We start from the raw sequence: 22,437 nt of genomic DNA on the forward strand, positions 1-22,437 counted from the left end.
CCCGGGACGTGTGGGTCGCTCGACCGTGGGCAGCCGGTCGCGGCCCCGGTCACCAAGGGCCTGACCCTGCGCGCGGCGCAACAGCACGGGCAGCGCTACATCCCGATGCTGCTGGACCGCATCGCCGCCGGCGAGATCACCACGGCCCACCTGGCGACCCACGTGATGCCGCTCGACGACGCGCCGCGCGGGTACGAGCTGTTCAAGACCAAGGAGGACGGGTGCACGCGCGCGGTGTTCCGCCCCTGAACCCGGCCGGCCCGGGGTCGGCACACCTCCACACCGCGTCGTCGTGACGTGCGCGCCGCAGTCCCCGGGACCGCGTCCGATCCTTTGTGGACGGACGGCGTCACGGTCCGCGCCTCACTGTTCGCCAACGGGTCGTCACGCACCGCCACGGGCGAGGCGGCCGGCGGCCGGGCCGCCCTCCCCCGCCTCTCTCGAACGTGCGGGGCGACCACCCTGCCGTTACGATCATGTGGCCCGTCCCGCAGTCCCGGTCGGAGCCCGTGACCCACTCCTCCGCCGGGCCGTCGATCCGCACGCGGTTTCGCGCAGACCATCGCCTTCGGCGGGGCGGCACCGGGTGGTTGCCGAGTGATGGGACGTTCGTGGCGCGTTTCGACGAGGGCGGGGAGAACGTGTTCTCCGCCGACGAGGAAGTCGGCCCCCAACTGGCCTCGGTGGACTGGGCGGCCACCCCGCTCGGACCGCCGGACGGCTGGCCCCAGAGCCTGCGGACCGCGGTCAGCATCCTGCTGTCGTCCCGGTTCTCCATGTGGATGGCCTGGGGTCCCGAGCTGACCTTCTTCTGCAACGACGCCTACCGGCGCGACACGCTGGGCCGCAAGTACCCGTGGGCGCTGGGCCGGCCCGCGAGCGAGGTGTGGGCGGAGATCTGGGGCGACATCGGCCCGCGCATCGACACCGTGCTGACCACCGGGAAGGCGACCTGGGACGAGGCGCTGCTGCTGTTCCTGGAGCGCTCCGGCTACAGCGAGGAGACCTACCACACCTTCTCCTACAGCCCGCTGCGCGACGACTCCGACGCGGTCGTGGGCATGCTGTGCGTGGTCAGCGAGGTGACCGAGCGCGTCATCGGCGAGCGCCGGATGGCGACGCTGCGGGACCTGGGCTCGGACCCCAGCGTGGTGCGCACCGAGGAGGAGACGCTCGCGTTCTCCCACCGCCAACTGGAGCGCAACGCCCGTGACCTGCCGTTCACGCTGACCTACCTGTTCGGCGACGACGGCGTCGCGCGGCTGGTGGGCACGACCGGCATCACCGCCGACCACCCGGCGGCCCCGGCCGCCCTGTCCGCCGACGACCCGGACCCGGTGTGGCCGGTGGCCGCGCCGGCCGGCGGCGCGGCCGCGCTGGTGGAGCTGGAGGGCGAGCCGTTCGTCGACCTGCCGACCGGCGCCTGGCCGGCCCCGCCCACCCGGGCGCTGGTGGCGCCGATGCAGCAGCAGGGCGGCACGCCCTACGGGTTCGTGGTGGTCGGGCTCAACCGCTACCGGCAGGTGGACGAGGGCTACCGCGGTTTCCTCGACCTGGTCGCGGGCCACGTGGCGGCCGGGATCGCCAGTGCCCGCAGCTACCAGGCGCAGCAGCGGCGCGCCGAGGAGCTGGCCGAGCTGGACCGCGCCAAGACGGCGTTCTTCTCCAACATCAGCCACGAGTTCCGCACACCCCTCACCCTGATCACGGGTCCGCTGGAGGAGCTGCTGGACCGGTTCGCCGACGACGAGCCGGCCAAGGTCGAGCTGGAGGCCGTGCACCGCAACAGCCTGCGGCTGGGCAAGCTGGTCAACACGCTGCTGGACTTCTCCCGCCTCGAGGCCGGGCGGATGCGCGCCCGCTACGAACCCCTCGACCTCGCGGTGTTCACCGCCGAGCTGGCCAGCGTCTTCCGCTCCGCGATCGAACGCGCGGGCCTGCGCTTCGAGGTGGACTGCCCCGTGCCGGGCGAGGTCGTGCACGTGGACCGGTCGATGTGGGAGAAGGTGGTCCTCAACCTGCTCAGCAACGCGCTGAAGTTCACCTTCGACGGCTCGATCCGGGTCGCGGTGCGCGGCGACGGCGACCACGCGGTGGTCACCGTCGCGGACACCGGCGTCGGAGTGGCCCCCGACGAGCTGCCCCGGCTGTTCGAGCGGTTCCACCGCATCGACAACGTGCGCGCCCGCTCCAACGAGGGCAGCGGCATCGGCCTGGCGCTGGTGCGGGAGCTGGTCGGCCTGCACGGCGGCGCGATCACCGCCGAGAGCACCCCCGGCCGGGGCACCGCGTTCACCATCCGCCTGCCCCTGGGCGCCGACCACCTGCCGGCCGACGCGCTGGTGGCCCCCGGTGACGCGGGGGTCGAGGGCTCCGCCGCCGACCCGTTCGTGCAGGAGGCGCTGCGGTGGCTGCCCGCCGAGCAGACCGCCGCGGACGACGTCGGTTTCGACGGCTCCCTGGTCGGCACGCCGGCGGCCACCCCGGCCGCGGACGGCGGGCGGCCTCCCGGCCGGGTCCTGGTCGCCGACGACAACGCCGACATGCGCGACTACCTGCGCCGACTGCTGCAACCGCACTACCTGGTGACCGCCGTGGGCGACGGGCGGACCGCGCTCGACGCGGTGCGCGCCGCACCGCCGGACCTCGTGGTCAGCGACGTGATGATGCCCGGCTTGGACGGGCTCGAACTGGTCGCCGCGCTGCGCGCCGACCCGCGCACCGCGTCGGTGCCCGTGCTGCTCCTGTCCGCCCGCGCCGGGCAGGAGGCGGCCATCGAGGGCCTGCAGGCCGGCGCCGACGACTACCTGTTCAAGCCGTTCTCCGCGGCGGAGCTGCTGGCCCGGGTCCGGGCCAACGTCGAGTTGGCGCGGATGCGCAACCACCACCTCGCGTGGCGCACCGCGTTGATCGACTCGCTGCAGGAGGGGTTCTTCGTCTGCGACGAGCAGGGCGCCGTCGTGGAGGTCAACGCGGCGTTCGCCGACCTGCTCGGGTACGGGCCCGAGGGCCTGCCCTACGCCGCGCGCCACCCCTGGTGGCCCGACGAGCGGACCGACCCCGAGGCGCACCGGCAGGCCGGCGAGGTCTTCGCCCGCCTCGTGGAGCGCGGCACCGGCACGGGGATCGTGCCCGTGACGCACCGCGACGGCCGCCGGCTCTGGGTCGCCGCCTCCTTCAACCGCGTCGCCGACCCCGACGGCGGACGGCACGTGACCGTCGGCACGATCCGCGACGTCACCGCCGAGCACCACGCCGTGCAGCGCAGCACCGCGCTGGCGGCGGTGAACCTGCGGCTCTCCCGCGCCGAGGACACGCCCGACGCGCTGCGCGGCGTGCTGGAGGAGCTGCGGTCGCTGTGGCACGCGCGCCGCGTCCTGGCGGCGACGTTCGAGCGGGGCGACGAACCCGACCTGGTGTCCGTGGGCGAGCCCGCCACGTGGGCGGAGCTGCCCGAAGACCTGCGGGACTCGCTCCTCGCCCGCCGCGCGGGCGCGTTGCTGACCCCGGTCGCGGACGGCCCGACCGCCATGTCGATCACCCTGGAGCACCCCTCGGGGGTGCTGGTGCTGCGCGTCGACCTCGAAGGGCGTCGCGTGCTGTCGGCCGAGGACCAGACGCTGCTGGCCCTGCTGGCCGGGCACCTCGGCCAGGGGCTGCACCGCATGCGCCAGATCGACCAGCAGCGCGAGACCGCGTTGACCCTGCAACGCGCGATGCTGGGCCCGGCCCGGCTGCCGGAGGGCTTCGCCGTGCGCTACGAACCCGCGACCCGGCCGCTGAAGGTCGGCGGCGACTGGTACGACACGTTCGAGCTGCCGGACGGGCGCACCGCGATCGTCGTCGGGGACTGCGTCGGGCACGGCCTGCAGGCCGCCGCGGTGATGGGGCAGTTGCGCAGCGCGTGCCGGGCCCTGCTGCTGCACGACCCCAGCCCCGCGCGGACCCTGAACGCGTTGGACCGGTTCGGGGCGACGTTGTCCGGGGCCATGTGCACCACGGTGTTCTGCGCCGTGCTCGACACCGTCACCGGCGACCTGGTCTACTCCAGCGCCGGCCACCCGCCGGGCATCATGGTCAACCCCGACGGCACCACCGGCCTGCTGGACCAGGGCCGGGGGTTGCCGCTGGCCGTGCGCCCCGACCGCCCGCGCCCCGAGGCGACCGTGGTCGTGAACGCCCGCGCCACGCTGCTGCTCTACACCGACGGCCTGGTCGAACGCCGCCGTCGCCCCCTGGACGAGGGGATCGCGGCGGTGTCCGTCGCGGTGCGGGCCGCCCCCGACGTCCCGGTGGACGACCTGGCGACCCGGATCATGACCGACCTGGCGCCCGAGTCGGGGTACGACGACGACGTCGCGCTGCTCGTCTACCGCCACCCCGCCCCGCTGGAGATCGCGTTCCCGGCCCAGGCGTCGGAACTCGCCCCGGTGCGCGACAGCCTGCGGGCGTGGCTGCGCAGTTGCGACGTCACCGCCCAGCAGACGTTGAACATCCTGGTCGCCGCGGGCGAGGCCTGCACCAACGCCATCGAGCACGGGCACCGCGACCGGCTCGGCGGCGCGATCCGCCTCCGCGCGTCCGCGTTCCCCGACCAGGTGCGGTTGATCGTGACCGACAGCGGGACCTGGCGGACGCCCGACCCGGTGGTCGAGGCCCACCGGGGCCGGGGCCTGCAGGTCATGCGCGGCCTGGTCGACGACGTCACCGTCCTGTCCGGTGCCGGGGGCACCACCGTCGAGATGCACGCGAGGATCAGCCAGTGACCACCGAACTCTCCCTCACCACCACGACCCGGGCCGACGGCACGCGCGTCCTGGTCGCCGCCGGCGAGATCGACCTCAGCAACAACGACGCGTTCGGCGCCGCCGTCGCCGAAGGCATCGCCGAGGCGGGCTCCTTGGTCGTGGACCTGACCGCCGTGCAGTACCTGGACAGCAGCGCGCTGCACTCGCTGTTCACCCACGCCGACGGGATCACGGTGGTCGCCGGCCCGATGCTGATGCCGGTGCTCACCGTCTCCGGCCTGACGCAGCTGACCACCGTGGAAGAGGTGTCGTCCCAGCCGGGTCAGACCCCGGTGTAGGGGTTCGACGCCGGTCCCCCGGTCACTCCTCGCCCTCCTCCGCCAACCCCAGCAGCGGCAGCAGGACGGCTTGGACGAACGGCGCCATCGTGCTCACGTACGTCGAGCTGAGGTGGTTGTCGTCCAGGTAGACGAACACGTTGCCGATGATCGACGGGCAGGTCTCGTCCTCGCAGATGTAGTGGCTGAAGTCCGCGAACGACACGTTGGGCGGCAGGTCGGGCACGGCCGCCCAGGGCGGGTCCGGGGTCAGCAGGTCCGACCGGGGCGTCGCGCACGCCGCCGGGTCCAGGCCGTTCGCGGCGGCGCACTCGGCCGGCGAGAAGGAGAACCGGGGGTTGTCCCGGATGGCCAGCACGGGCAGCCCGAGGTCGGCGAGCTTGCGCCACTGGGCCACGAACCCGTCCGGGGTGTGCTCGGTCAGCCCCACCCGGACGTTGCGCGTGCCGTTGGCGACGACCAGGTCCGGTCGCAGGTCGGCCAGCTCGTCCACGAGGTCGGCGTTCCACCGGGTGCACCGGGCGTCGCCGGGCATCGCGTCGGCGTCGGTGGAGAACGGGCACGCGCCCTTGAGCATCGAGACGATCTGCCAGTCCCGTTCCTTCGCGATGGGCCACAGCGCGGCGAGGTACTGCTGCATGTGCGAGTCGCCGACGACCGCGATCCGCCGGGCCGGCTCGGCGGAACTCGGCGACGTGCACACGTGGAGGTCCTGCGGGTTGCGCGGCGAGGTGCGGCACGTGCTGCCCTCGATCGCGGCGAAGTCGTCGCGCAGCGACACCAGCGGCGGGATCACGGTCGCGTCCTCGGAGCCCCAGTACTCGAAGTCGGGCATGCGGGCCAGGGCGCCGGGGTGGTCGTTGTCGTCGACCAGCAGCTCGTAGGAGGCGGCCTTGCGGTCGCTGACGACCTGCCAGGCGAACGCGGCCACCAGGACCGGCACCATCGCCGCCGCGCCCAGCGCGTGGGCGCGCCACGCGCGGACCTCGCCGACCGCGGAACGGCGCACCGGCGACTCGACCAGGTGGTGGGTCGCCACGGCCAGCGCGACGGACAGCCCGATCACGAACGCGCCCCCGAGCAGCCCCACCTCCTCCCGCCCGCGGGCCACGAGGTAGAGCACGAGCACCGGCCAGTGCCACAGGTACAGCGCGTAGCTCAGGTCCCCGACATAGCGGACCGGGCGGGCCGACAGCAGCCGGTCCGCGCCCAGGCGGCTGCCGGACGCGCCGGCCGCGATCACGGCCGCGCCGCACAGCGTCGGCCACAACGCCACCCAGCCGGGGAACACGCTGCCGACCTTCAGCACCAGCCCGCAGGCGACCAGGCCCACGACGCCGAGCCACCCGAGCACGACCCGCGCCCACGTGCGCAGCACCACCGCGTCGACCACCAGCGCCAACAGGCCGCCGAGCGCGAACTCCCACACCCTGGTCAGCGAGTGGAAGTAGGCCAGCGGCTGGTTCGCCGCGGTCAGGGCCACGGAGAAGGCGAGCGACCCGCCGAAGGCGGCGACCAGCAGCACGGCCACCAGGCTGCGCGCCCCGACCGCGGCGCGGCGGGCCACCCACAGCGCGGCGACCACCAGCAGCGGCCACACCAGGTAGAACTGCCCCTGGATGGACAGCGACCAGAAGTGCTGGACGACGCTGGCCTCGTTGTGCTGGCTGAAGTAGTCGGCCGCGTCCGCGACCAGCTGCCAGTTCTCCAGGTACAGCGCGGCGGCGACGACCTCGCGGACGGTCTGGAACCACCGGTTCTCCGGCAGCGCCACCACGCCCACGGCGATCAGCACGAGCAACACGGTCAGCGCCGCCGGGAACAGGCGCTTGACCATCCGCCCCCACATCGGGACCAGCTCGATGCGGCCGCGTTCGGCGGCGCGCAGCAGTTGCCCGGTCACCAGGAAGCCGGAGATCAGGAAGAACACGTCCACGCCGCCGGAGACCCGGCCCAGCCACACGTGGTAGACGACGACCAGCACGACCGCGAGCGCGCGCAACCCCTGCAACTCGGGACGGTAACCGCGGGCACGACCCGTGGGCGACGGCGGCGCAGAGGAGGGCTTCAAGATCAACTCCAAGTCGGTCCGGTCCGCGGACGCCGACCAGACTTCCCGGCACACCTCCGACACCGCCGGGGGCGGCGCCGGACCGCACCCTACCCCACCGCCCGCCAAGCCCCGGAATCCCCGATCACCGGCCGGCGGGCCGGAGTCGACCCATCCCCTGGTCCGGACCCGACGCCCCGGCACGTCGGGCGCGCACCCCAACGACGCGGCGTGACGACGCGTTCGCGTTGTGTGGCAGGCGTTCCGCCGGCGGTTCATCGCATCGCCCTCGCGGCCGGCGGCTCCACCGACCGGGGCGAGAACCCCGCGGCCACCGGCGTGCGGTGGCCGCGGGGTCGTCACGGCAGGCGGCCGACGCCCGCGTAGAGGGCGTCCAGCTCGACGTCGCGCACCTCGTGCAACCCGCTCTCGGGCCGCCACTGCGAGGTGGTGACCAGCCCCGGCTCGACCAGCTCGAAGCCGTCGAACAACGCCAGCACCTCGTGGCGGGGACGGGGGAAGACGTTGTCCCGCGTGGACTTCATCGTCTTGACGATCTGCTCGCCGTGCACGGTGGCGAAGTCGTCGGTGAGGTGGGTCATGGCCAGGTAGCTGCCGGGGGCCAGGGCGTCGCGGTAGCGGGCGAACAACCCCACCGGGTCCGCCTCGGGCGGGATGTAGTGGCCGATGGTGACCGCCAGGAGGCCGATCGGCTGGTCGAAGTCGAGCAACCGCCGGGTCGCGGGCGCGTCGAGCACGTCGTCGGGACGGGTGATGTCGGCGTCCACGATCACCGCGTCGGGCTGGTCGGCCAGCAGCAGGCGGCTGTGCGCCACGGCGACCGGCTCGTAGTCGACGTAGACCACCCGCGTGCCCGGGGCGGTGTTCTGCGCGATCTCGTGCACGTTGCCCACGGTCGGGATGCCCGAGCCCAGGTCGAGGAACTGCCGCACCCCGGCCTCGATCATGAACACCACCACGCGGCGCAGGAACGCCCGGTTCAGCCGCGCGATCTCGCGGACGTTGGGCTGCGCCGTCAGCAGCCGGCCCGCCAGTTCCCGGTCGCTGGCGAAGTTGTGGCCGCCGCCGAGCAGGTAGTCGTAGATCCTCGCCACGCTGGGCCGGCTGATGTCGACCCCCTCGGGAACCCACTCCCGCGCGTTCCGGTCGCGGGTCACCTCGGGCCTCCCGGTAACGCGAGGCGGTCGACAAGGGGGAACGGATCTCCGGGATCGAGCGCGTGAGCCACGCGGAACACCTAGTCAGCGCAGCACCCGCCGGTCAACCGGATCGCATCCGCTTCACCCGATCGGCCCAGGGCTCCCGGTCGTCGTCCCGTGGTCGCGATCGAGGCCCTGGTGCCACCGGTTCCCCGGGCGCACCTAGCGCCGATGGTCCGGCCATCGCGCGCACACGGCGATCAAGGGCCGCACGACCTCGGGTTCGAGGCGTTCCCGGGTCCGTCGGCGGCTCACCGGGCGACGCAGGGGAGGCGTCGGCGCATCGATCACGTCGAGCCCATTCGAGGGAGCGGACGGGCGGCGGTCGGCCGGGCAACCGCATCGAGTGATCACTTGGGCGGTGTTGTTGATCGTTCGTCCGGGTAGACACGCCTTGACGCGACCCCGGCAGGGAGGACACACCCATGATCACCGACGACGGTCCCGCGAACAGACCCCGACCCGCCGAGCCGGCCGACCCCCGGGTGTTCGAACTGGTGGGGGAGGAGCCGGATCTGGCGGGGGTGCGGCGCTGGACCGAGGAAGTCCTGGCCGACCTCACCGACGACGAGATCACCGACGCGAAACTGGTGGTGTCCGAACTGGTCACCAACGCCTACCAGCACGGCGAGCACCCCTTGCACCTGCGCCTGCGGCGCACCCGCGGCCTGATCCGGGTGGAGGTGACCGACCTGTCGCCGCACGTGCCGGTGGTGGGCCGGTCCTCGGTCCGGGTGACCCGGGGTCGCGGGATGGTGCTCGTGGACCGGTTGTCCCGGCGGTGGGGTGTCGTGCGGCACGCGGTGGGCAAGACCGTGTGGGCCGTGCTCACCCGCCACTCCCGGCGCACCGATACCACACCGACCACTTGACCCGCCGCGAAGGCACATCACCCGTCGCACGACGGGTTGACAATCGTTCGAGGACAGCCGATCGCGGGGGGGGGGGGGGGGCCCCCCCCCCCCCCCCCCCCCCCCCCCCGCGAGGACACGATTCATTCGCAACCACCGCGACCCGGCGGTGTCGAATGCGATTCCCACTTTACCGCAATCCGGCGGTGAAGGCCACCGGGACCACATCGTCCCCGGTGAACGTGAGCGCTATTCAATAACGACCGGGTCAACCCCGATCCGCACCTCCCGCCGCAGTGACGCGACGGGAGACATTGCGCACACCCGAAGACTTCCGCCCACGGGTGAATAGCGACGCCCGGCCATCGAACACCCGTGCGCAATCACGCGTTACCGCTGGTCAACGATGGCCGCGCCGATTATCCGAATCGGTGTTTCCGACAGGGCCTCGCATCACCGGAGGGACGATCGCGCCTCCGGGCGCGTTCGGACCGGCCGGCACTTGGCTAAAGTTCGCCTCCCGGCCACCGCGCTGCCGCGACGATGCGACACGAGTGGCCGCGGTCGAGGCGTGCCCTCATCGGCGCGCCGCCAATCCCCGACAAGCGGAAGGCTGCACGGTGCCCGGAGCAAGACGAGGAAGGTTCGTTCCGCACCGGGCCACATCCGCCGCGACACGGGGACACGGCGGCCGTTCCTGATCCCCGGGATTTCCGCCGCGGCGGAAGTCCCGATCACGGTGACGCCCTCCCGTCGGGGGTCGAGGTAAGCGCTCACCAGTGCCTTTTCCACCGCCGCGCACCCTTCTTCGCCGTGCGCGCGGCGGTTCCGCATTCCCAGTCATCACCCAGGAGACGTACCCATGGCTCGAAGTGTCGGCTCATCGGCACGGAAGATCGTCGGCACGGTGTCGGTGGCCGCGATCCTGCTCGCCGTCTCAGGTTGCGGCCTGCTCGGCGGCGACGCCGAGGAGGCGTCCGGTTCGACCACGCCGGGCCAGGTCGAGAAGGCCGGCATCAAGCTCGGCCTGCTGCCGATCATCGACGTCGCGCCGGTCCACATCGCGATCGAGAGGGGCTACTTCGAGGACGAGGGCCTCAAGGTCGAGCCGATCACGATCCAGGGCGGGGCCGCCGCGATCCCCGGTCTGGTCAGCGGCGACCTCGACATGACGTTCGGCAACTTCGTGTCGTTCTTCAACGCCCAGGCCAAGGACACCGCGAAGGACGTCGGCGGGCTGCGGCTGATCATGGACGGCTACCAGGCCAAGCCGGAGATGTTCCTGGTGCTGGCCAAGGCCGGGTCGAGGATCAAGTCGCCGAGGGACCTCGCGGGCAAGACGCTCGGGATCAACACCACCAGGAACATCGCCGAGCTGACGTTCCGCGCGTCCCTGGAGGCCAACAACGTCGACCCGAACCGGGTGACGTTCAAGGAGGTGCCCCTGCCCGACATGGAGGCGGCGGTCGAGAACAACGTCGTCGACGCCGCGTTCTCCAGCGAGCCGTTCATCACCCGGGCGCAGCGCAACTCCGGTCAGATCGCGGTGCTCGACGCGGCGTCGGGCCCGACCGACGGCATCCCGATCGCCGGTTACGGCACGACGGGCAAGTTCCTCCAGGACAACCCCAAGACCGTCGCCGCGTTCCAGCGGGCGCTGGTCAAGGGGCAGCGGGACGCGGGCGACCACGCCCTGGTGCGCCAGCTGCTCACCGAGTACGCGAAGGTGGACAAGGAAACCGCGGCCCTGGTCCACTTCGGCGAGTTCCCGACCACCCTCGACGCCACCCGCCTGCAGCGCGTGGCGGCGCTCATGAGGACCTACGGCCTGCTGGAGACCGACTTCGACGTCAAGCCCATGCTGGTCCCCGTGCCGGAGGACTGACGGAACCCACGGCGGGGGGGGGGGCGGCGCCGCCGGCCCCCGCGGCGGCCGGGGGGGAGCTGGGGGCAGCGCGCCACCGGGGAGCGCCCCACCCGGGCGGTGGCGGGCGACGCGGCTCGGATCCGCCGATCCGGGCCGCGCGCGGAGTGGTCACGGGGAGACGAGCACCATGCGGTCCAGCACGTCCCGGAGGTGCCCGTCCGACGCGGCGTGCGCGTAGTAGCCGCGGTACAGGTCGGTGAGCACGCGCACCACACCGTCCCGGTCGAGCACGGCGTTGTCGCGGATCCCCCGCCACAGCACGACCATCGGCACGAGGCCGCCGGGGTTGGCGAGGTCGGGCATGCAGTAGTCCCGCAACGACGTCACCGCGCGTGCGCCCCACCGCTCGTAGAACGCCACCCGCCGGGCCAGGAGCGGATCACGCCCGGGAGTCCGGACGGGATCCTCCACCTCCAGCACGATGCCGTGCACCGACGGGTCGGACCGCAGGTCGTCCACGATCGCGGCGAGCACGGCGGCCCCCGCCCCCGCCCCGCGTTCGGCGGGCGACACGGCCAGGTACTCCAGGTAGGCCGCCCCGGCGTCGGGCAGGCGCAGCGCCGTGGCGAACCCGATCAGCCGGCCGTCCGCCGAGTGGGCGGTCCACAGCCACGTGCTGTTGCGGCGCGAAACCGTGTCGTGCGCGCTGCGTTCCGCGGGCGGGAACGCCTCCTCCCAGATCACCTCGATGCGCCGGCGATCGGCGGGCGCCACCGTCCGCCACTCGCGTCGGCGCACCCGGGGCAGGTCGGACCCGGTACCAAGCTCGCTCATCTTCTGCCTGAACTCCTCGTCCGCGATCCGCGACGCCCTCTCCGGCGCGTGACCCGATCGTCGCCCGCCCCTCACGGAATCCGCACCGCAGAATTACGGTCGTCGTCATCGGAAATGAATATGATCACTCGGCGTACTGACTCGACCACAGTGCGACGCAGAATTATGCGAGGATTCCTTGGAAATAACGGACATTTCCACCCCGGGAGGCGCGCGCCGCCATATTGCGGATTTCCGGGACTCGCCGTGTCCTAGCATCTGCCCGGCGGGGGCCGGGTTTCCGGATGAATGGACAGCGCGGTCTTGGAAGAACGCATCGGTCGATGCGTGCGCGGTCGTCACACGTGACGCATCGATGCCCCGCCGAGCCGGTCATGACGTGACGAGGGGTGGTCGGTGAGCGTCACCAACAGCACGAACGATCTCGGGGGCACCGTCTGGGGCCAGGTGGTCCAGGCCGGCACGGTGAACATCCACCACGTCACCGAGACCGCCGACCGGTCCTGGGTGACACCGCAGCAATTGCCCGGCGCGTTCCCGTACTTCGTGGGCCGGGCGTCGGAACTCGCCCAGTTGACCGGGACGCTCCAGGACGCCGCCGAGGACGGCGCCACGCTGATCATCTCCGCGATCAGCGGAACCGCGGGGGTGGGCAAGACGACCCTCGCGGTGCACTGGGCGCACCAGGCCGCCCGGCGTTTCCCGGACGGGCAGTTGTACGTGAACCTGAGGGGATTCGACCCGACCGGCGCCCCAAGTCGCCGGCCGAGGCGATCCGGGGTTTCCTCGACGCGTTCCAGGTGCCCCCCGAACGCATCCCCACCGATTTCAACGCGCTCCTCGGCCTGTACCGGAGCACCCTGGCGGGCCGGCGGGTGCTGCTGATCCTCGACAACGCGCGGAGTTCCGAGCAGGTGCGCCCGCTGCTGCCCAACCACGCGACGTGCCTGACGCTCATCACCAGCCGGGACCGGCTCACCGGTCTGATCGCCCTGGACGGGGCCCGGCCGATAACCCTGAAGGTGCTCGCGGACGACGAGGCCGTCGAACTGCTGCGGCGCCGGATCGGCGCGCCACGGGTGGCCGCCGAACCCAGCGCCGTCGAGGCGCTCGTCACGCTCTGCGCGCGGCTGCCGCTCGCGCTGGCCCTCGTGGCGGCACGGGCGATGACGCAGGAGGACCTGGCGCTGGCGACCCTGGCCGAGGAGCTGCGGGACGAGCGGCGGCGGTTCGACGCGCTCGACGCCGGCGACACCGACGGCGGGGCCCGTGCGGTCTTCTCCTGGTCCTACCGCGCCCTGACGCCCGTCGCCGCCACCCTGTTCCGCCTCCTCGGGCTGCACCCCGGGACCACGGTCAGCGCGGCCGCGGCCGCCGCGCTCCTCGGTGTCCGCCCGTCCGAGGTCCGGGCGCCGCTGGCCGAACTGGTCCGCGCGCACCTGGTGGAGCAGCTCAACTCGGGGCGGTACCAGTTCCACGACCTGCTGCGCAGCTACGCCGCCGAACTGGCCGCCGCCGAGGAGCCCGAAGCCCGCCGCCGGGCCGCGGTGCTCCGGATGGTCGACTTCTACCTCCGGACCTGTTCGGCCGCGGACCGGCGGATCGCGCCGCAACGCGAGCGCATCACCTTGTCGGAGCCGGCCGAGGGCGTGGAACCGCTCGACATCGCCGGCGAGCGGGAAGCGCTGGACTGGTTCGTCGCGGAACGCGCCGCGGTGCCGGTCGTCATCGACCAGGCGGTCCACCACGGGCTCGACGTCCACGCCTGGCAGCTCGCGTGGGCGCTCGCGACCTACCTCGAACGCCAGGGCCACTGGCAGGACTGGGTGGCCACGCAACAGGCCGCCCTGTCCGCCGCGACCCGGTTGGACGACCGGGCCGCGCAGGCCCGGACCCACCGCCTGCTCAGCCGGGCGGCCATCCGGCTCGGCCGTTACGACGACGCGGCGACGCACCTCCAGCGCGCCCTGGACCTGTACGAGGACCTGGGCCGAGGACTGGGCCGGGCCCGCACGCACATCGTCTTCAGCTGGGTGCGGGAACTGCAGCAGCGCTACGCCGAAGCCGTCGACCACGCCGCCCGCGCGCTGGACCTGTTCCGCGCGGCGGGCAACCGCGCCGGCGAAGCCCGCGCCCTCGACCAGCTCGGCTGGGAACAGGCGCTGCTGGGCGACCACGTGCGGGCCCTCGGCAACTGCGGTGCGGCGCTGGCGCTGTTCCGGGAGCTGGACCACCGGCCCGGCCTCGCCGACACCCTCGACAGCCTCGGCTACATCCACCACCACCTCGGCGACCACGCCGCGGCCCTCGACCACTACGAGCAGTCCATCGCGCTGTCCGGCCAACTCGGCGACTACTACACCGAAGCGACCACCTGGTCCCGCATGGGCGACACGCACGTCGCCCTGGACGCGCCCTCCGCCGCCGCGCAGGTGTGGCGGCGGGCGCTCGCCCTGCTGGACCAACTGGGCCACCCGGACGCCGACGACGTTCGAGCGAAATTGGCCCGGCTCGCCGACTGAACCAAGGACGCGCAGGCGGCACCGGACAACCACGCGCACCTACGGGCGAAGCGCAACCGGCTCGCCGGCCGAACCCCCCAAGCGGCTACGCCGGGCCGCTCACTCGTGCCGTCATTCCCGGTGAACGGCGCGCCGGTCCGGGTGGGCGGGGATCCAGCCCGTCCGCGCACGCCGGGTCACGGCGAAGCGCTCGTCGTCGTTCGCCGCCGCGCCACCGAACGCGATCCCGCTCGCGGCGGCGAGCCCGGCGACGCAGTCGGCCGCGGTGGGACGTCGGCGGGCGCTCAGCCCGGTCATCGCGGTCAGCAGCTCGCGCCACGGCGTCGGCAGGTCGTCGGGGATCACCGGGCCGCGGTGCAGGCGCGCGAGCGCCGACCCGGTGTCGCCGCCGGGGTACTCCGACCGCCCGGTCAGGCACTCCAGCAGCACCAGGCCGAGGGCGAAGACGTCGGCGGCGGGCGTGACCTCGTCGCCGCGGACCTGTTCGGGCGCGAGGTAGCCGGGAGTGCCGACCACGACTCCCGACCGGGTGACGCGGGTCGCGTGCGCCTGCAGCGCCAGGCCGAAGTCGGTCAGGTAGGCACGTCGGCCGTCGCGGTCGAGCAGGATGTTGGACGGCTTGACGTCGCGGTGCACCACGTCGTGCCGGTGCACGTGCGCCAGCACCTCGGCGACCTGCGCCCCGATCCACGCCACCCGCTCCGGCGCGCGCGGCTCGCGCGTCCACCGGCGCAGGGTGCCGCCCTCGACGGCCTGCATGACGAGGAACGGGCTGCCCCGGAAGGAACCGGTGTCGTGGACGGCGACCATGCCGGAACGCCACAGCTTCGTCAGCACGTGCGCTTCCCGGCCGAGCCTGATCTCGTCCTCGCGGGTGGCCGTCCCCCGGAACAGCTTGATCGCGACCTTGCGGTCCGAGCCGACGTCGAACGCCTGGTACACCTCGGCCGTCCCGCCGGCGCCGTAGAGCGCGCCGAGGGCGTACCTGCCCTTGAGGACCTCGCCGGTCAGCCGCCCGTCCGACATCCGGCCGACCTCCGCTGTGACGACACGGGGCACATCGCGCCGAAGATACCGTGGCCAGGGGTGGCCGGACGCCGTGCCGGGGCGCACCGCAACGCGAGTGCCGATCGGTTGCGCATCGCTGTCAGTGGTGTCGCGTCGCGGAGGCGTCCGCCGGTGGCTTCGGTATCGCGCAACCGGCGCTCGACGTGCTCCCGGCGGAGCGACGTCCTCCGGCGAGAGCCGGGGTCCTCCCGGCGAAGCGACGTGCTCCCGGCGGGAGGGGTGCACCCGGCGGGAGGGGTGCACCCGGCGGGAGGGGTGCACCCGGCGGGAGCCGGGGTACTCCGCGACCACGCCCCTCGACCGCACGGGGGCCGACCGGAGGGAGAGCGCCCATGACCGAGGTCACCGCGGTGGACGTGTTGCTGGACGGGTTCGGGCGGGTGCACGAGTCCGTGGCACGCGTCCTGGACGGCCTGACCGCGGCGCAGCTGACCCACCGGGTCGGCGGCACGGCCAACCCGATCGCCTGGCTGGTGTGGCACCTCACCCGCGTGCAGGACGACCACGTGGCCGAGGTCGCGGGCACGGAGCAGGTGTGGACGGCGGACGGCTGGGCGAAGCGGTTCGACCTGCCGCTGCCCGTGGACGACACGGGTTACGGGCACGGCGGCGACCAGGTCGCCGCCGTCACCGCGCCCGCCGACCTGCTGCTCGACTACCACCGCGCGGTGCACGAGCGCACCGAGGACTACGTGCGCGGCCTGCGCGCCGCCGACCTGAGCCGCATCGTGGACGAGTCGTGGGACCCGCCCGTCACCCTGGCCGTGCGGCTGCTCAGCGTCATCGAGGACGACCTCCAGCACGTCGGCCAGGCCGCGTTCGTCCGCGGCGTCCTGCCCCGGAGCCGACCCGACCGCGAGGACCCGGATAGTTGAGGAATCAACCAGCTCGCCCGGACGTTCCACCGGACGTGAAGAAAATCGGTTTCCTGTCCTTCGGGCACTGGTCCGACACGCCGCACTCGCGGACGAGGACGGCCTCGGACGCGTTGTTGCAGGCCGTCGACCTGGCCGTGGCCGCGGAGGAGCTGGGCGCGGACGGCGCCTTCTTCCGGGTGCACCACTTCGCCAGGCAGTTGACCGCGCCGTTCCCGCTGCTGGCCGCGATCGGGGCCAAGACCGAGCGCATCGAGATCGGCACCGGCGTGATCGACATGCGGTACGAGAACCCGATGTACATGGCCGAGGACGCGGGCGCGGCCGACCTCATCGCCGGCGGCAGGCTCCAGCTCGGCATCTCGCGGGGGTCGCCGGAGCAGGTGATCGACGGCTGGCGCTACTTCGGCTACCGGCCGAGCGAGGGCGACACGGACGCCGACATGGCCCGCCAGCACGCCGAGGTGTTCCTCAAGGTGCTGGAGGGCGAGGGCTTCGCCCAGCCCAACCCGCGCCCGATGTTCCCCAACCCGCCGGGGCTGCTGCGGCTCGAACCGCACTCGGCCGGGCTGCGCGAGCGCATCTGGTGGGGCGCGGGGTCGAACGCCACCGCGGTGTGGGCGGCCGAGCAGGGCATGCACCTGATGAGCTCGACGCTGAAGAACGACGAGGGCGGCGCGCCGTTCCACGTGCAGCAGGCCGAGCAGATCCGCGCGTTCCGCAAGGCGTGGACGGAAGCCGGCTGGCAGCGCGAGCCGCGCGTCTCGGTGTCGCGCAGCATCTTCGCGCTGACGACGGACCTCGACCACGCCTACTTCGGCGACGACGGCGACAGCACCGACAAGATCGGCTACATCGACGCGGACACCAAGGCCATCTTCGGCCGCACCTACGCCGCCGAGCCCGACGTGCTGGTCGAGCAGCTGGCCGCGGACGAGGCCATCGCCGAGGCCGACACGCTGCTGCTGACCGTGCCGAACCAGCTCGGCGTCGACTACAACGCCCACGTCCTGGAGAGCATCCTGACCCACGTCGCCCCCGCGCTGGGCTGGCGCTGACCGGCGTGCCGGGGACGGGTCGGCGGTGACCGGCCGACCCGTCCGCGGTCGGGTTGTCGTCGGGAGTCCGTTCGGGGCACAGGACGCGGATCGCGGGCGCGCCGTGCCCCGTCGCGGCCATACTCGGGATCATGGGCGACGGAACGGATCCCCGCTTGCCGAGCGTGACCAACTCCGTGACGGATTCGCGGGTCGGGACCGCGATCCAGGTCGGCGTCAACAACGGCTCCATCACCGTGAACGCGCCCGGAGCGCGGTTGCGGGCGGTGTTGCGGCAGCAGGAGTTCGTCGACGGGTTGGGCGACTTCAAGAAGAACCTGATCGGTGACCGCGTGCCGTTCGTCTCGCCGGGCGACGACCACCCCGCCCACCCGGCCCGGATCTTCGCGAAGCTGCGCGCGTCGGACGAGCGCGGGGTGCTGCTGGTGGGCCCCGCGGGCACCGGCAAGACCCGCACGGGCGTCGAGGTCGGCCACGAGGCGCTGCGCGCGGGGTGGCGGGTGCTGCACGTCATGCCCGGCGAGGGCCGCGGCGTGCTCGACGAGCTGATCGGCGAGGTGTTCGCCGAGGCGAGCCCGGTCCTCGTCGTGGTGGACTACCTCAACGAGTCGCAGCTCGACCTGGTGGGCCTGCGCCACCGGCTGCTCCCCGAAGTGCGGCGGAACCACGCCAAGTTGGCCGTGCTCGCGTCGGTCCGCCCGGGCTGGCTGCTCCGGGCCGACCGCGCCCAGCTGCACGAGCTGTTCGACGAGGTCGAGCTGCGCCAGGACGAGTCGTTCCAACGCCTGGTCACCGAGAACGCGCTGCGCAACCTCGCGCCCACGGCGGTGGCGCGGCTCGGCATGGCGCGCATGGTGGAGGTGAGCAGACGCCGGCCGGTCATCGCGCTGCTGGTCGCCCGCGAGATCGAACGCCGGGTGACGGCCGGGATCTCGCTGCCGGAGACGGCCGCGCTGCGGTCGGGCGGGGACCTGTCCCCGTGGTTGCACAGCAGGCTCCGGGAGGACAACCTGACCGTCCCGGGCCGGGAGAACCACTTCAGGCCCGCTCGTGCGTCGGCCGAGTTGGCGGCCGCGGCCGCCGCGGCGGCGGCCTGCCCGCAGACGCTCCCCGAGGTGACGGCCGCCGCGCACGCCTGCCTCGTCGCGGCGGGCGACACCACGTCGGAGGCCGAGCACATCGTGGCCGCCCTCCTGTCGTTCGGCTGGCTGGAGGAGGACGGCGGTCTGGTGGCCGTCGCCCACGACGTGGTCGCCGACCAGCTCGCGGAATCCGTCCTGCTGCCCGAGGGCGGCGCGAGCCCGGACGTCGACCGGACCCGGGCACTGCTGGCCGGGTGCCTCACCGAACCCCGCACCGTCGGCCGCTTCGCGGTCAACCTCGGTCGGCTGGTCGGCGACCTGGAACTCGCCGGCCGCGCCGCGGCCGTGACCGCGGCCCTGGACGAGTGGTTCACCGACCACGCGCAGGACCTGGGCCAGGTGCTGCGCCGCAGCCCGGACGTGGGCGGCTACGCCCTGGGCGCGCTCTGCTCGGGTGCGCCCTGGTCCGGTTCCGCCGTGCGGTGCTGGGAGCAGGTCGTCACCCCGTGGCTGCGGGACCACGGCGACCGCACGGACGCGCGTCACCTGCTGTACCGGGGTTTGCGCCACCTCTCGCCGGCCGGGGCGCTGCTGCTCGTGCCCACCGCGCTGTCCTGGCTGCGCGCGCACGGCCGCAAGCGGGAAGCGAGCTACGTGCTCGCCTCGCTGGCCTCCCGGTCCGAACTGCCGCCGGAGACGGTGCGGGCCCTCGTCGCCCGGACGCTGCGCTGGCTGAGCCGCCACTCCCCCACCCCGGACGCCCGGTTCGTGCTCGGGTCGCTGCTGGCCCGGTCGGACCTCGCCCCGGCCGACAACGCCCGGGTGATCGCCGCCGCCCTGGCCTGGACCGGGCACCACCCCACCACCCCCGACACCCGGTTCGTGCTCGGGTCGCTGCTCGACCGGGCCGACCTGGACCCGCAGGACGCGCGCCGCGCCGTGTCCGCCGCGCTGGTCTGGCTGGAGCACCACCCGACCAGCCCGGACGCACGGCACGTGCTGCGGCGCCTGCTGTCGCGGGCGGACCTCGACCCGCAGGACGGCGAACGGGCGATCGCCGCCGCGCTGGCGTGGCTGGACGTGCACCGCACCAGCCTGGACGCCCGGTCCGTGCTCCGGCCGCTGCTGGCCCGCCCGGCGCGCGGGTCGCACGCCGGCCCCCGTGCCGTGGGCTCGGCGTTGGCGTGGCTGCGCGAGGCCACCGCCCCGGACGGGGCCGGCGCGCCCGCCTCGGCGGACCCGTCGCGGCCCGCTCCCGCCATGCTGCGCTACGACGTCGCGATCCGGACGCCGCACTCGCCGCCCGCGCCGCCCGGCCTGGCCGTGCACGAGGTGGAGGTCCCGTGGACCTTCGAGGAGCCGTGCGAGCCGAAGTCCGCGACGGTCGACGCGCTGCGCGCGAGCGGCCTGACCCTGGCCGACGCCGCCTCGAAGATCGTCTTCATCGCACCGCCCGGTGTGCGGGCGCTGCCGGTGTTCGCCGCGCTCGCCGGGTTCGCCCACCGCTGGGTGGACGTCCTCGCGGACGGCGGCGTGCTGGGCCTGGCCGACTACCGCCCCGAGGGCGTCGGCGACCCGGTGCGGCCCGACGCGCACCTGCCGTGGGCCCAGGTGGGCGGCGCGCCGGTCGAGGGCATGCCGACCGTGGCGTTCCCGTCGGACCCCGACTCGTGGCCGGACGACACCGCGGCGGGGACGCTGCGCTACGCCGCACGGCTGCGCATGGTGCCGCCGGAGTCCCCGTCCGCCGCGCTGCGCCTGCTGGTGAAGCTCACCGCCCTGCGGACCAGGGGCGCCAACTGGCGGCTCCCGGTGCTGTCCACCGGCGGCGAGCCGCTGCCGACCGACAAGTCGACCCGGGACCAGGGCCTCGACCTGGAGGCGATCCGCCAGGCCGCGAAGGCGTACCGCAAGGAGCTGGTGCGGGGCACGGAGACGGTCGAGGTCGTTCCCCCGCCCGCGGTCTCGCCGTTCGACCGGCGCATCGCGGAGGCGAACGCGACGGACGCCGTCGCGCTGCTGCGCCGGCTGGGCGCGGTCTCGGACGACGGGTCCCGGTGGACCTGCCCCCGCGACCCCGGCGGCCAGGGACAGCACGTGCTCAAGGTGCGCGGCGTGAGCCTGGTCGCCTGCAAGAGCTGCTACCCGCAGAAGGTCGGGCTCGTGCGGCTGACGATGGACGCGCTGCGCCTGACGCCGGACGAGGCCGCCGCGTTCATCCTGGACGACGGCGAGCGGTTCCCGGCGCCGGGGATGGCGGTGACCGCCCGCGTGGCCGCCGTGCTGCCGGACGCGTACCGGTGCACGGTCCACGACCCGGTCACCGGGCAGGCGCACGACGCCGTCCTGCCGGCGGGCGAGTTCGACGACCTGCGCCGGGCCCGTCCGGACCTGGGCCCGGCGGTCGGCGACACGTTCGTCGCGCTGGTGCTGAACGCGGACGAAGCCGCGCTGTTGGCGGGACCGCCGGCCGTGACCGGTGGCGCCCACGTGCTGTCCCTGACCGCCACGGCGCTGGTCGAGCGCGTGCTGGCCGGGTTCGTGCCCGAGCTGGCGGCGGGCGAGGTGGCGGTCATGGGCACGGCGCGCGTGCCCGGCGCCCGGACCAGGGTCGCGGTCGCCGCCACCCGGCCCGCGAACAGCGTCCGGGGCGCGTTCATCGGGGTGGGCGCGGAGCGGATGGACGGTTTCCAGCGGCTGCTCACGGGCGGGGTGACCGACGAGGAGGTCGAGATCGTGCCCTACTCCGGCGACCGGCGGACGATGCTCGCCAACGCCCTGGTCTACGCCCAGCCGACCGACATCCTGATCGACGGCCTGCGCGCGGTCGTGGCCGTGCCCCGACCGCAGTACCGCGCGGCCGTCGGACGCGGCGGCCTGAACGCCCAACTCGCCGGGCAGCTCACCGGTCTGTACGTGAAGGTCGTCCCGTCCGGGATCGACCTCGCGCAGGCCATGGAACACGGGTTCGACGACGAGTAGGTGGCAGCTCGGCGTCTCCGGTGCGTCCCAGGATGCCGTCGGCGGCGACGTACGATCCCGTGAATGGGCTGGGAGGCGCTCGCGCACTGGGGTGGGGACGTCACCCGCGTCGAACGGCTGACCGGCGGGGTCGCCAACGACGTGTGGAGCGTGCGCCTCGGCGGACGGCTCGCCGTCGCCCGGCTCGGCACGAGGAGCGACGCCGACCTCGCGTGGGAAACCGGGCTGATGCGGCACCTCGACCGCGCGGGCCTGACCGTGCCGGTGCCGATCCCGACCGCGGACGGCCGCCTGTTCGCGGGCGGCGTGGTGGTGATGACCCACGTGGAGGGCGGTCCGCCCACGACGCGGGACGACTGGCGCCGGGTCGCCGACGCGCTGCGCGACCTGCACCGGTCGACCCGGGACTGGCCGCAGCGGCCGGGGTGGCGGTCGTCGACCGACCTCCTGCACGCCGGGACCGGCACGAGGGTGGACCTCCGGGCGATGCCCGCCGAGGGCGTCGCCCGGTGCCGGGCGGCGTGGGCGCGGCTCGCCGGACGTCCGACCTGCGTCGTGCACGGCAACCCCGCCAACCCCGGCAACGTCCGCGTGACCGCGGACCGGGTCGCGCTGATCGACTGGGACGAGGCGCACGTCGACGTGCCCGACCTGGACCTCGTGCTGCCCGACAACGCCGCCGGCCTCGGGGGCGACGCGCTCGACGTCGCCGCGCAGGCGTCGGCGGCGTGGGAGGCGGCCGTCTGCTGGGACGACGAGTACGCGCGCCGTCGGCTCGCCGAGGTCCGGCCGGTGGAAGGGACCGCCTGAGACCACCGCACGGGTGTTCCGTGGGCCCCGCCCCCGGCCGCCCCCCGGGGGACCCCACTGAGGCCCCCCGCGCGGGCGCGGCGGACACGCGCGGGGGGGGGGGGGGTTGGGGCGCGCGGGGGTGGGGGGGCG

General features: G+C 73.8%; 15 protein-coding genes. 10 read left to right on the top strand and 5 right to left on the bottom strand.

Annotated elements, in window-relative coordinates; translation table 11 throughout:
* Window positions 1–105 precede the first annotated feature (105 nt).
* The 3 genes from ACFXGA_RS25345 (at window position 106) to ACFXGA_RS25355 (ending at window position 5,086) form a co-directional block, all read left to right on the top strand.
* Window positions 106–249 (top strand): hypothetical protein, encoded by a 144-nt coding sequence (locus tag ACFXGA_RS25345; protein ID WP_378091775.1) that lies wholly within the window; start codon window positions 106–108, stop codon window positions 247–249.
* A gap of 362 nt (window positions 250–611) precedes the next feature.
* Complete coding sequence (locus ACFXGA_RS25350; RefSeq protein ID WP_378091777.1) at window positions 612–4,766, top strand: SpoIIE family protein phosphatase; 4,155 nt, start codon at window positions 612–614, stop codon at window positions 4,764–4,766.
* Window positions 4,763–5,086 (top strand): STAS domain-containing protein, encoded by a 324-nt coding sequence (locus ACFXGA_RS25355; RefSeq protein WP_378091779.1) that lies wholly within the window; start codon window positions 4,763–4,765, stop codon window positions 5,084–5,086. The genes ACFXGA_RS25350 and ACFXGA_RS25355 overlap by 4 nt, the downstream gene beginning before the upstream one ends.
* 22 nt (window positions 5,087–5,108) lie before the next feature.
* Here the strand turns inward: ACFXGA_RS25355 and ACFXGA_RS25360 are convergent, their stop codons facing one another.
* Entirely contained in the window at window positions 5,109–7,097 is a 1,989-nt protein-coding gene (locus tag ACFXGA_RS25360; protein WP_378091781.1) for an acyltransferase family protein, read from the bottom strand.
* A 398-nt stretch (window positions 7,098–7,495) separates the two neighbouring features.
* Window positions 7,496–8,314 carry an SAM-dependent methyltransferase gene (locus tag ACFXGA_RS25365; RefSeq protein WP_378091783.1) on the bottom strand — a complete coding sequence of 273 codons (819 nt, stop codon included), beginning with the start codon at window positions 8,312–8,314 and terminating at the stop codon, window positions 7,496–7,498.
* A 467-nt stretch (window positions 8,315–8,781) separates the two neighbouring features.
* Here ACFXGA_RS25365 and ACFXGA_RS25370 point away from each other — a divergent pair, with 467 nt between their 5' ends.
* On the top strand, window positions 8,782–9,228 hold the full coding sequence (locus ACFXGA_RS25370) for an ATP-binding protein (protein ID WP_378091785.1): 447 nt from the start codon (window positions 8,782–8,784) through the stop codon (window positions 9,226–9,228).
* An 841-nt stretch (window positions 9,229–10,069) separates the two neighbouring features.
* Window positions 10,070–11,092 carry an ABC transporter substrate-binding protein gene (locus ACFXGA_RS25375; RefSeq protein WP_378091787.1) on the top strand — a complete coding sequence of 341 codons (1,023 nt, stop codon included), beginning with the start codon at window positions 10,070–10,072 and terminating at the stop codon, window positions 11,090–11,092.
* 150 nt (window positions 11,093–11,242) lie between these two features.
* Here the strand turns inward: ACFXGA_RS25375 and ACFXGA_RS25380 are convergent, their stop codons facing one another.
* Both ACFXGA_RS25380 and ACFXGA_RS25385 read right to left on the bottom strand, forming a co-directional pair.
* A complete protein-coding gene (locus tag ACFXGA_RS25380) occupies window positions 11,243–11,908 on the bottom strand; it encodes a GNAT family N-acetyltransferase (protein WP_378091789.1) in 666 nt (221 codons plus the stop codon).
* A gap of 338 nt (window positions 11,909–12,246) precedes the next feature.
* On the bottom strand, window positions 12,247–12,531 hold the full coding sequence (locus tag ACFXGA_RS25385; RefSeq protein WP_378091791.1) for a hypothetical protein: 285 nt from the start codon (window positions 12,529–12,531) through the stop codon (window positions 12,247–12,249).
* 177 nt (window positions 12,532–12,708) lie between these two features.
* On the opposite strand from ACFXGA_RS25385, the gene ACFXGA_RS25390 reads away from it, so the two are divergent.
* A complete protein-coding gene (locus tag ACFXGA_RS25390; RefSeq protein ID WP_378091793.1) occupies window positions 12,709–14,430 on the top strand; it encodes a tetratricopeptide repeat protein in 1,722 nt (573 codons plus the stop codon).
* Window positions 14,431–14,541: 111 nt separating this feature from the next.
* Here the strand turns inward: ACFXGA_RS25390 and ACFXGA_RS25395 are convergent, their stop codons facing one another.
* Window positions 14,542–15,456 (bottom strand): serine/threonine-protein kinase, encoded by a 915-nt coding sequence (locus ACFXGA_RS25395; RefSeq protein ID WP_378091795.1) that lies wholly within the window; start codon window positions 15,454–15,456, stop codon window positions 14,542–14,544.
* A 374-nt stretch (window positions 15,457–15,830) separates the two neighbouring features.
* On the opposite strand from ACFXGA_RS25395, the gene ACFXGA_RS25400 reads away from it, so the two are divergent.
* The 4 genes from ACFXGA_RS25400 to ACFXGA_RS25415 all read left to right on the top strand — a co-directional run bounded on the left by ACFXGA_RS25400 (window position 15,831) and on the right by ACFXGA_RS25415 (window position 22,305).
* On the top strand, window positions 15,831–16,373 hold the full coding sequence (locus tag ACFXGA_RS25400; protein ID WP_378091797.1) for a DUF664 domain-containing protein: 543 nt from the start codon (window positions 15,831–15,833) through the stop codon (window positions 16,371–16,373).
* Between the two features lie 35 nt (window positions 16,374–16,408).
* Entirely contained in the window at window positions 16,409–17,431 is a 1,023-nt protein-coding gene (locus tag ACFXGA_RS25405; RefSeq protein ID WP_378091799.1) for an LLM class flavin-dependent oxidoreductase, read from the top strand.
* A gap of 131 nt (window positions 17,432–17,562) precedes the next feature.
* Entirely contained in the window at window positions 17,563–21,495 is a 3,933-nt protein-coding gene (locus ACFXGA_RS25410) for a hypothetical protein (protein ID WP_378091801.1), read from the top strand.
* Window positions 21,496–21,558: 63 nt separating this feature from the next.
* Entirely contained in the window at window positions 21,559–22,305 is a 747-nt protein-coding gene (locus ACFXGA_RS25415; protein ID WP_378091803.1) for a phosphotransferase enzyme family protein, read from the top strand.
* The last annotated feature ends 132 nt before the right edge of the window (window positions 22,306–22,437 follow it).

This window comes from Actinosynnema sp. NPDC059335 (assembly GCF_042752395.1).
Classification (GTDB): domain Bacteria; phylum Actinomycetota; class Actinomycetes; order Mycobacteriales; family Pseudonocardiaceae; genus Actinosynnema.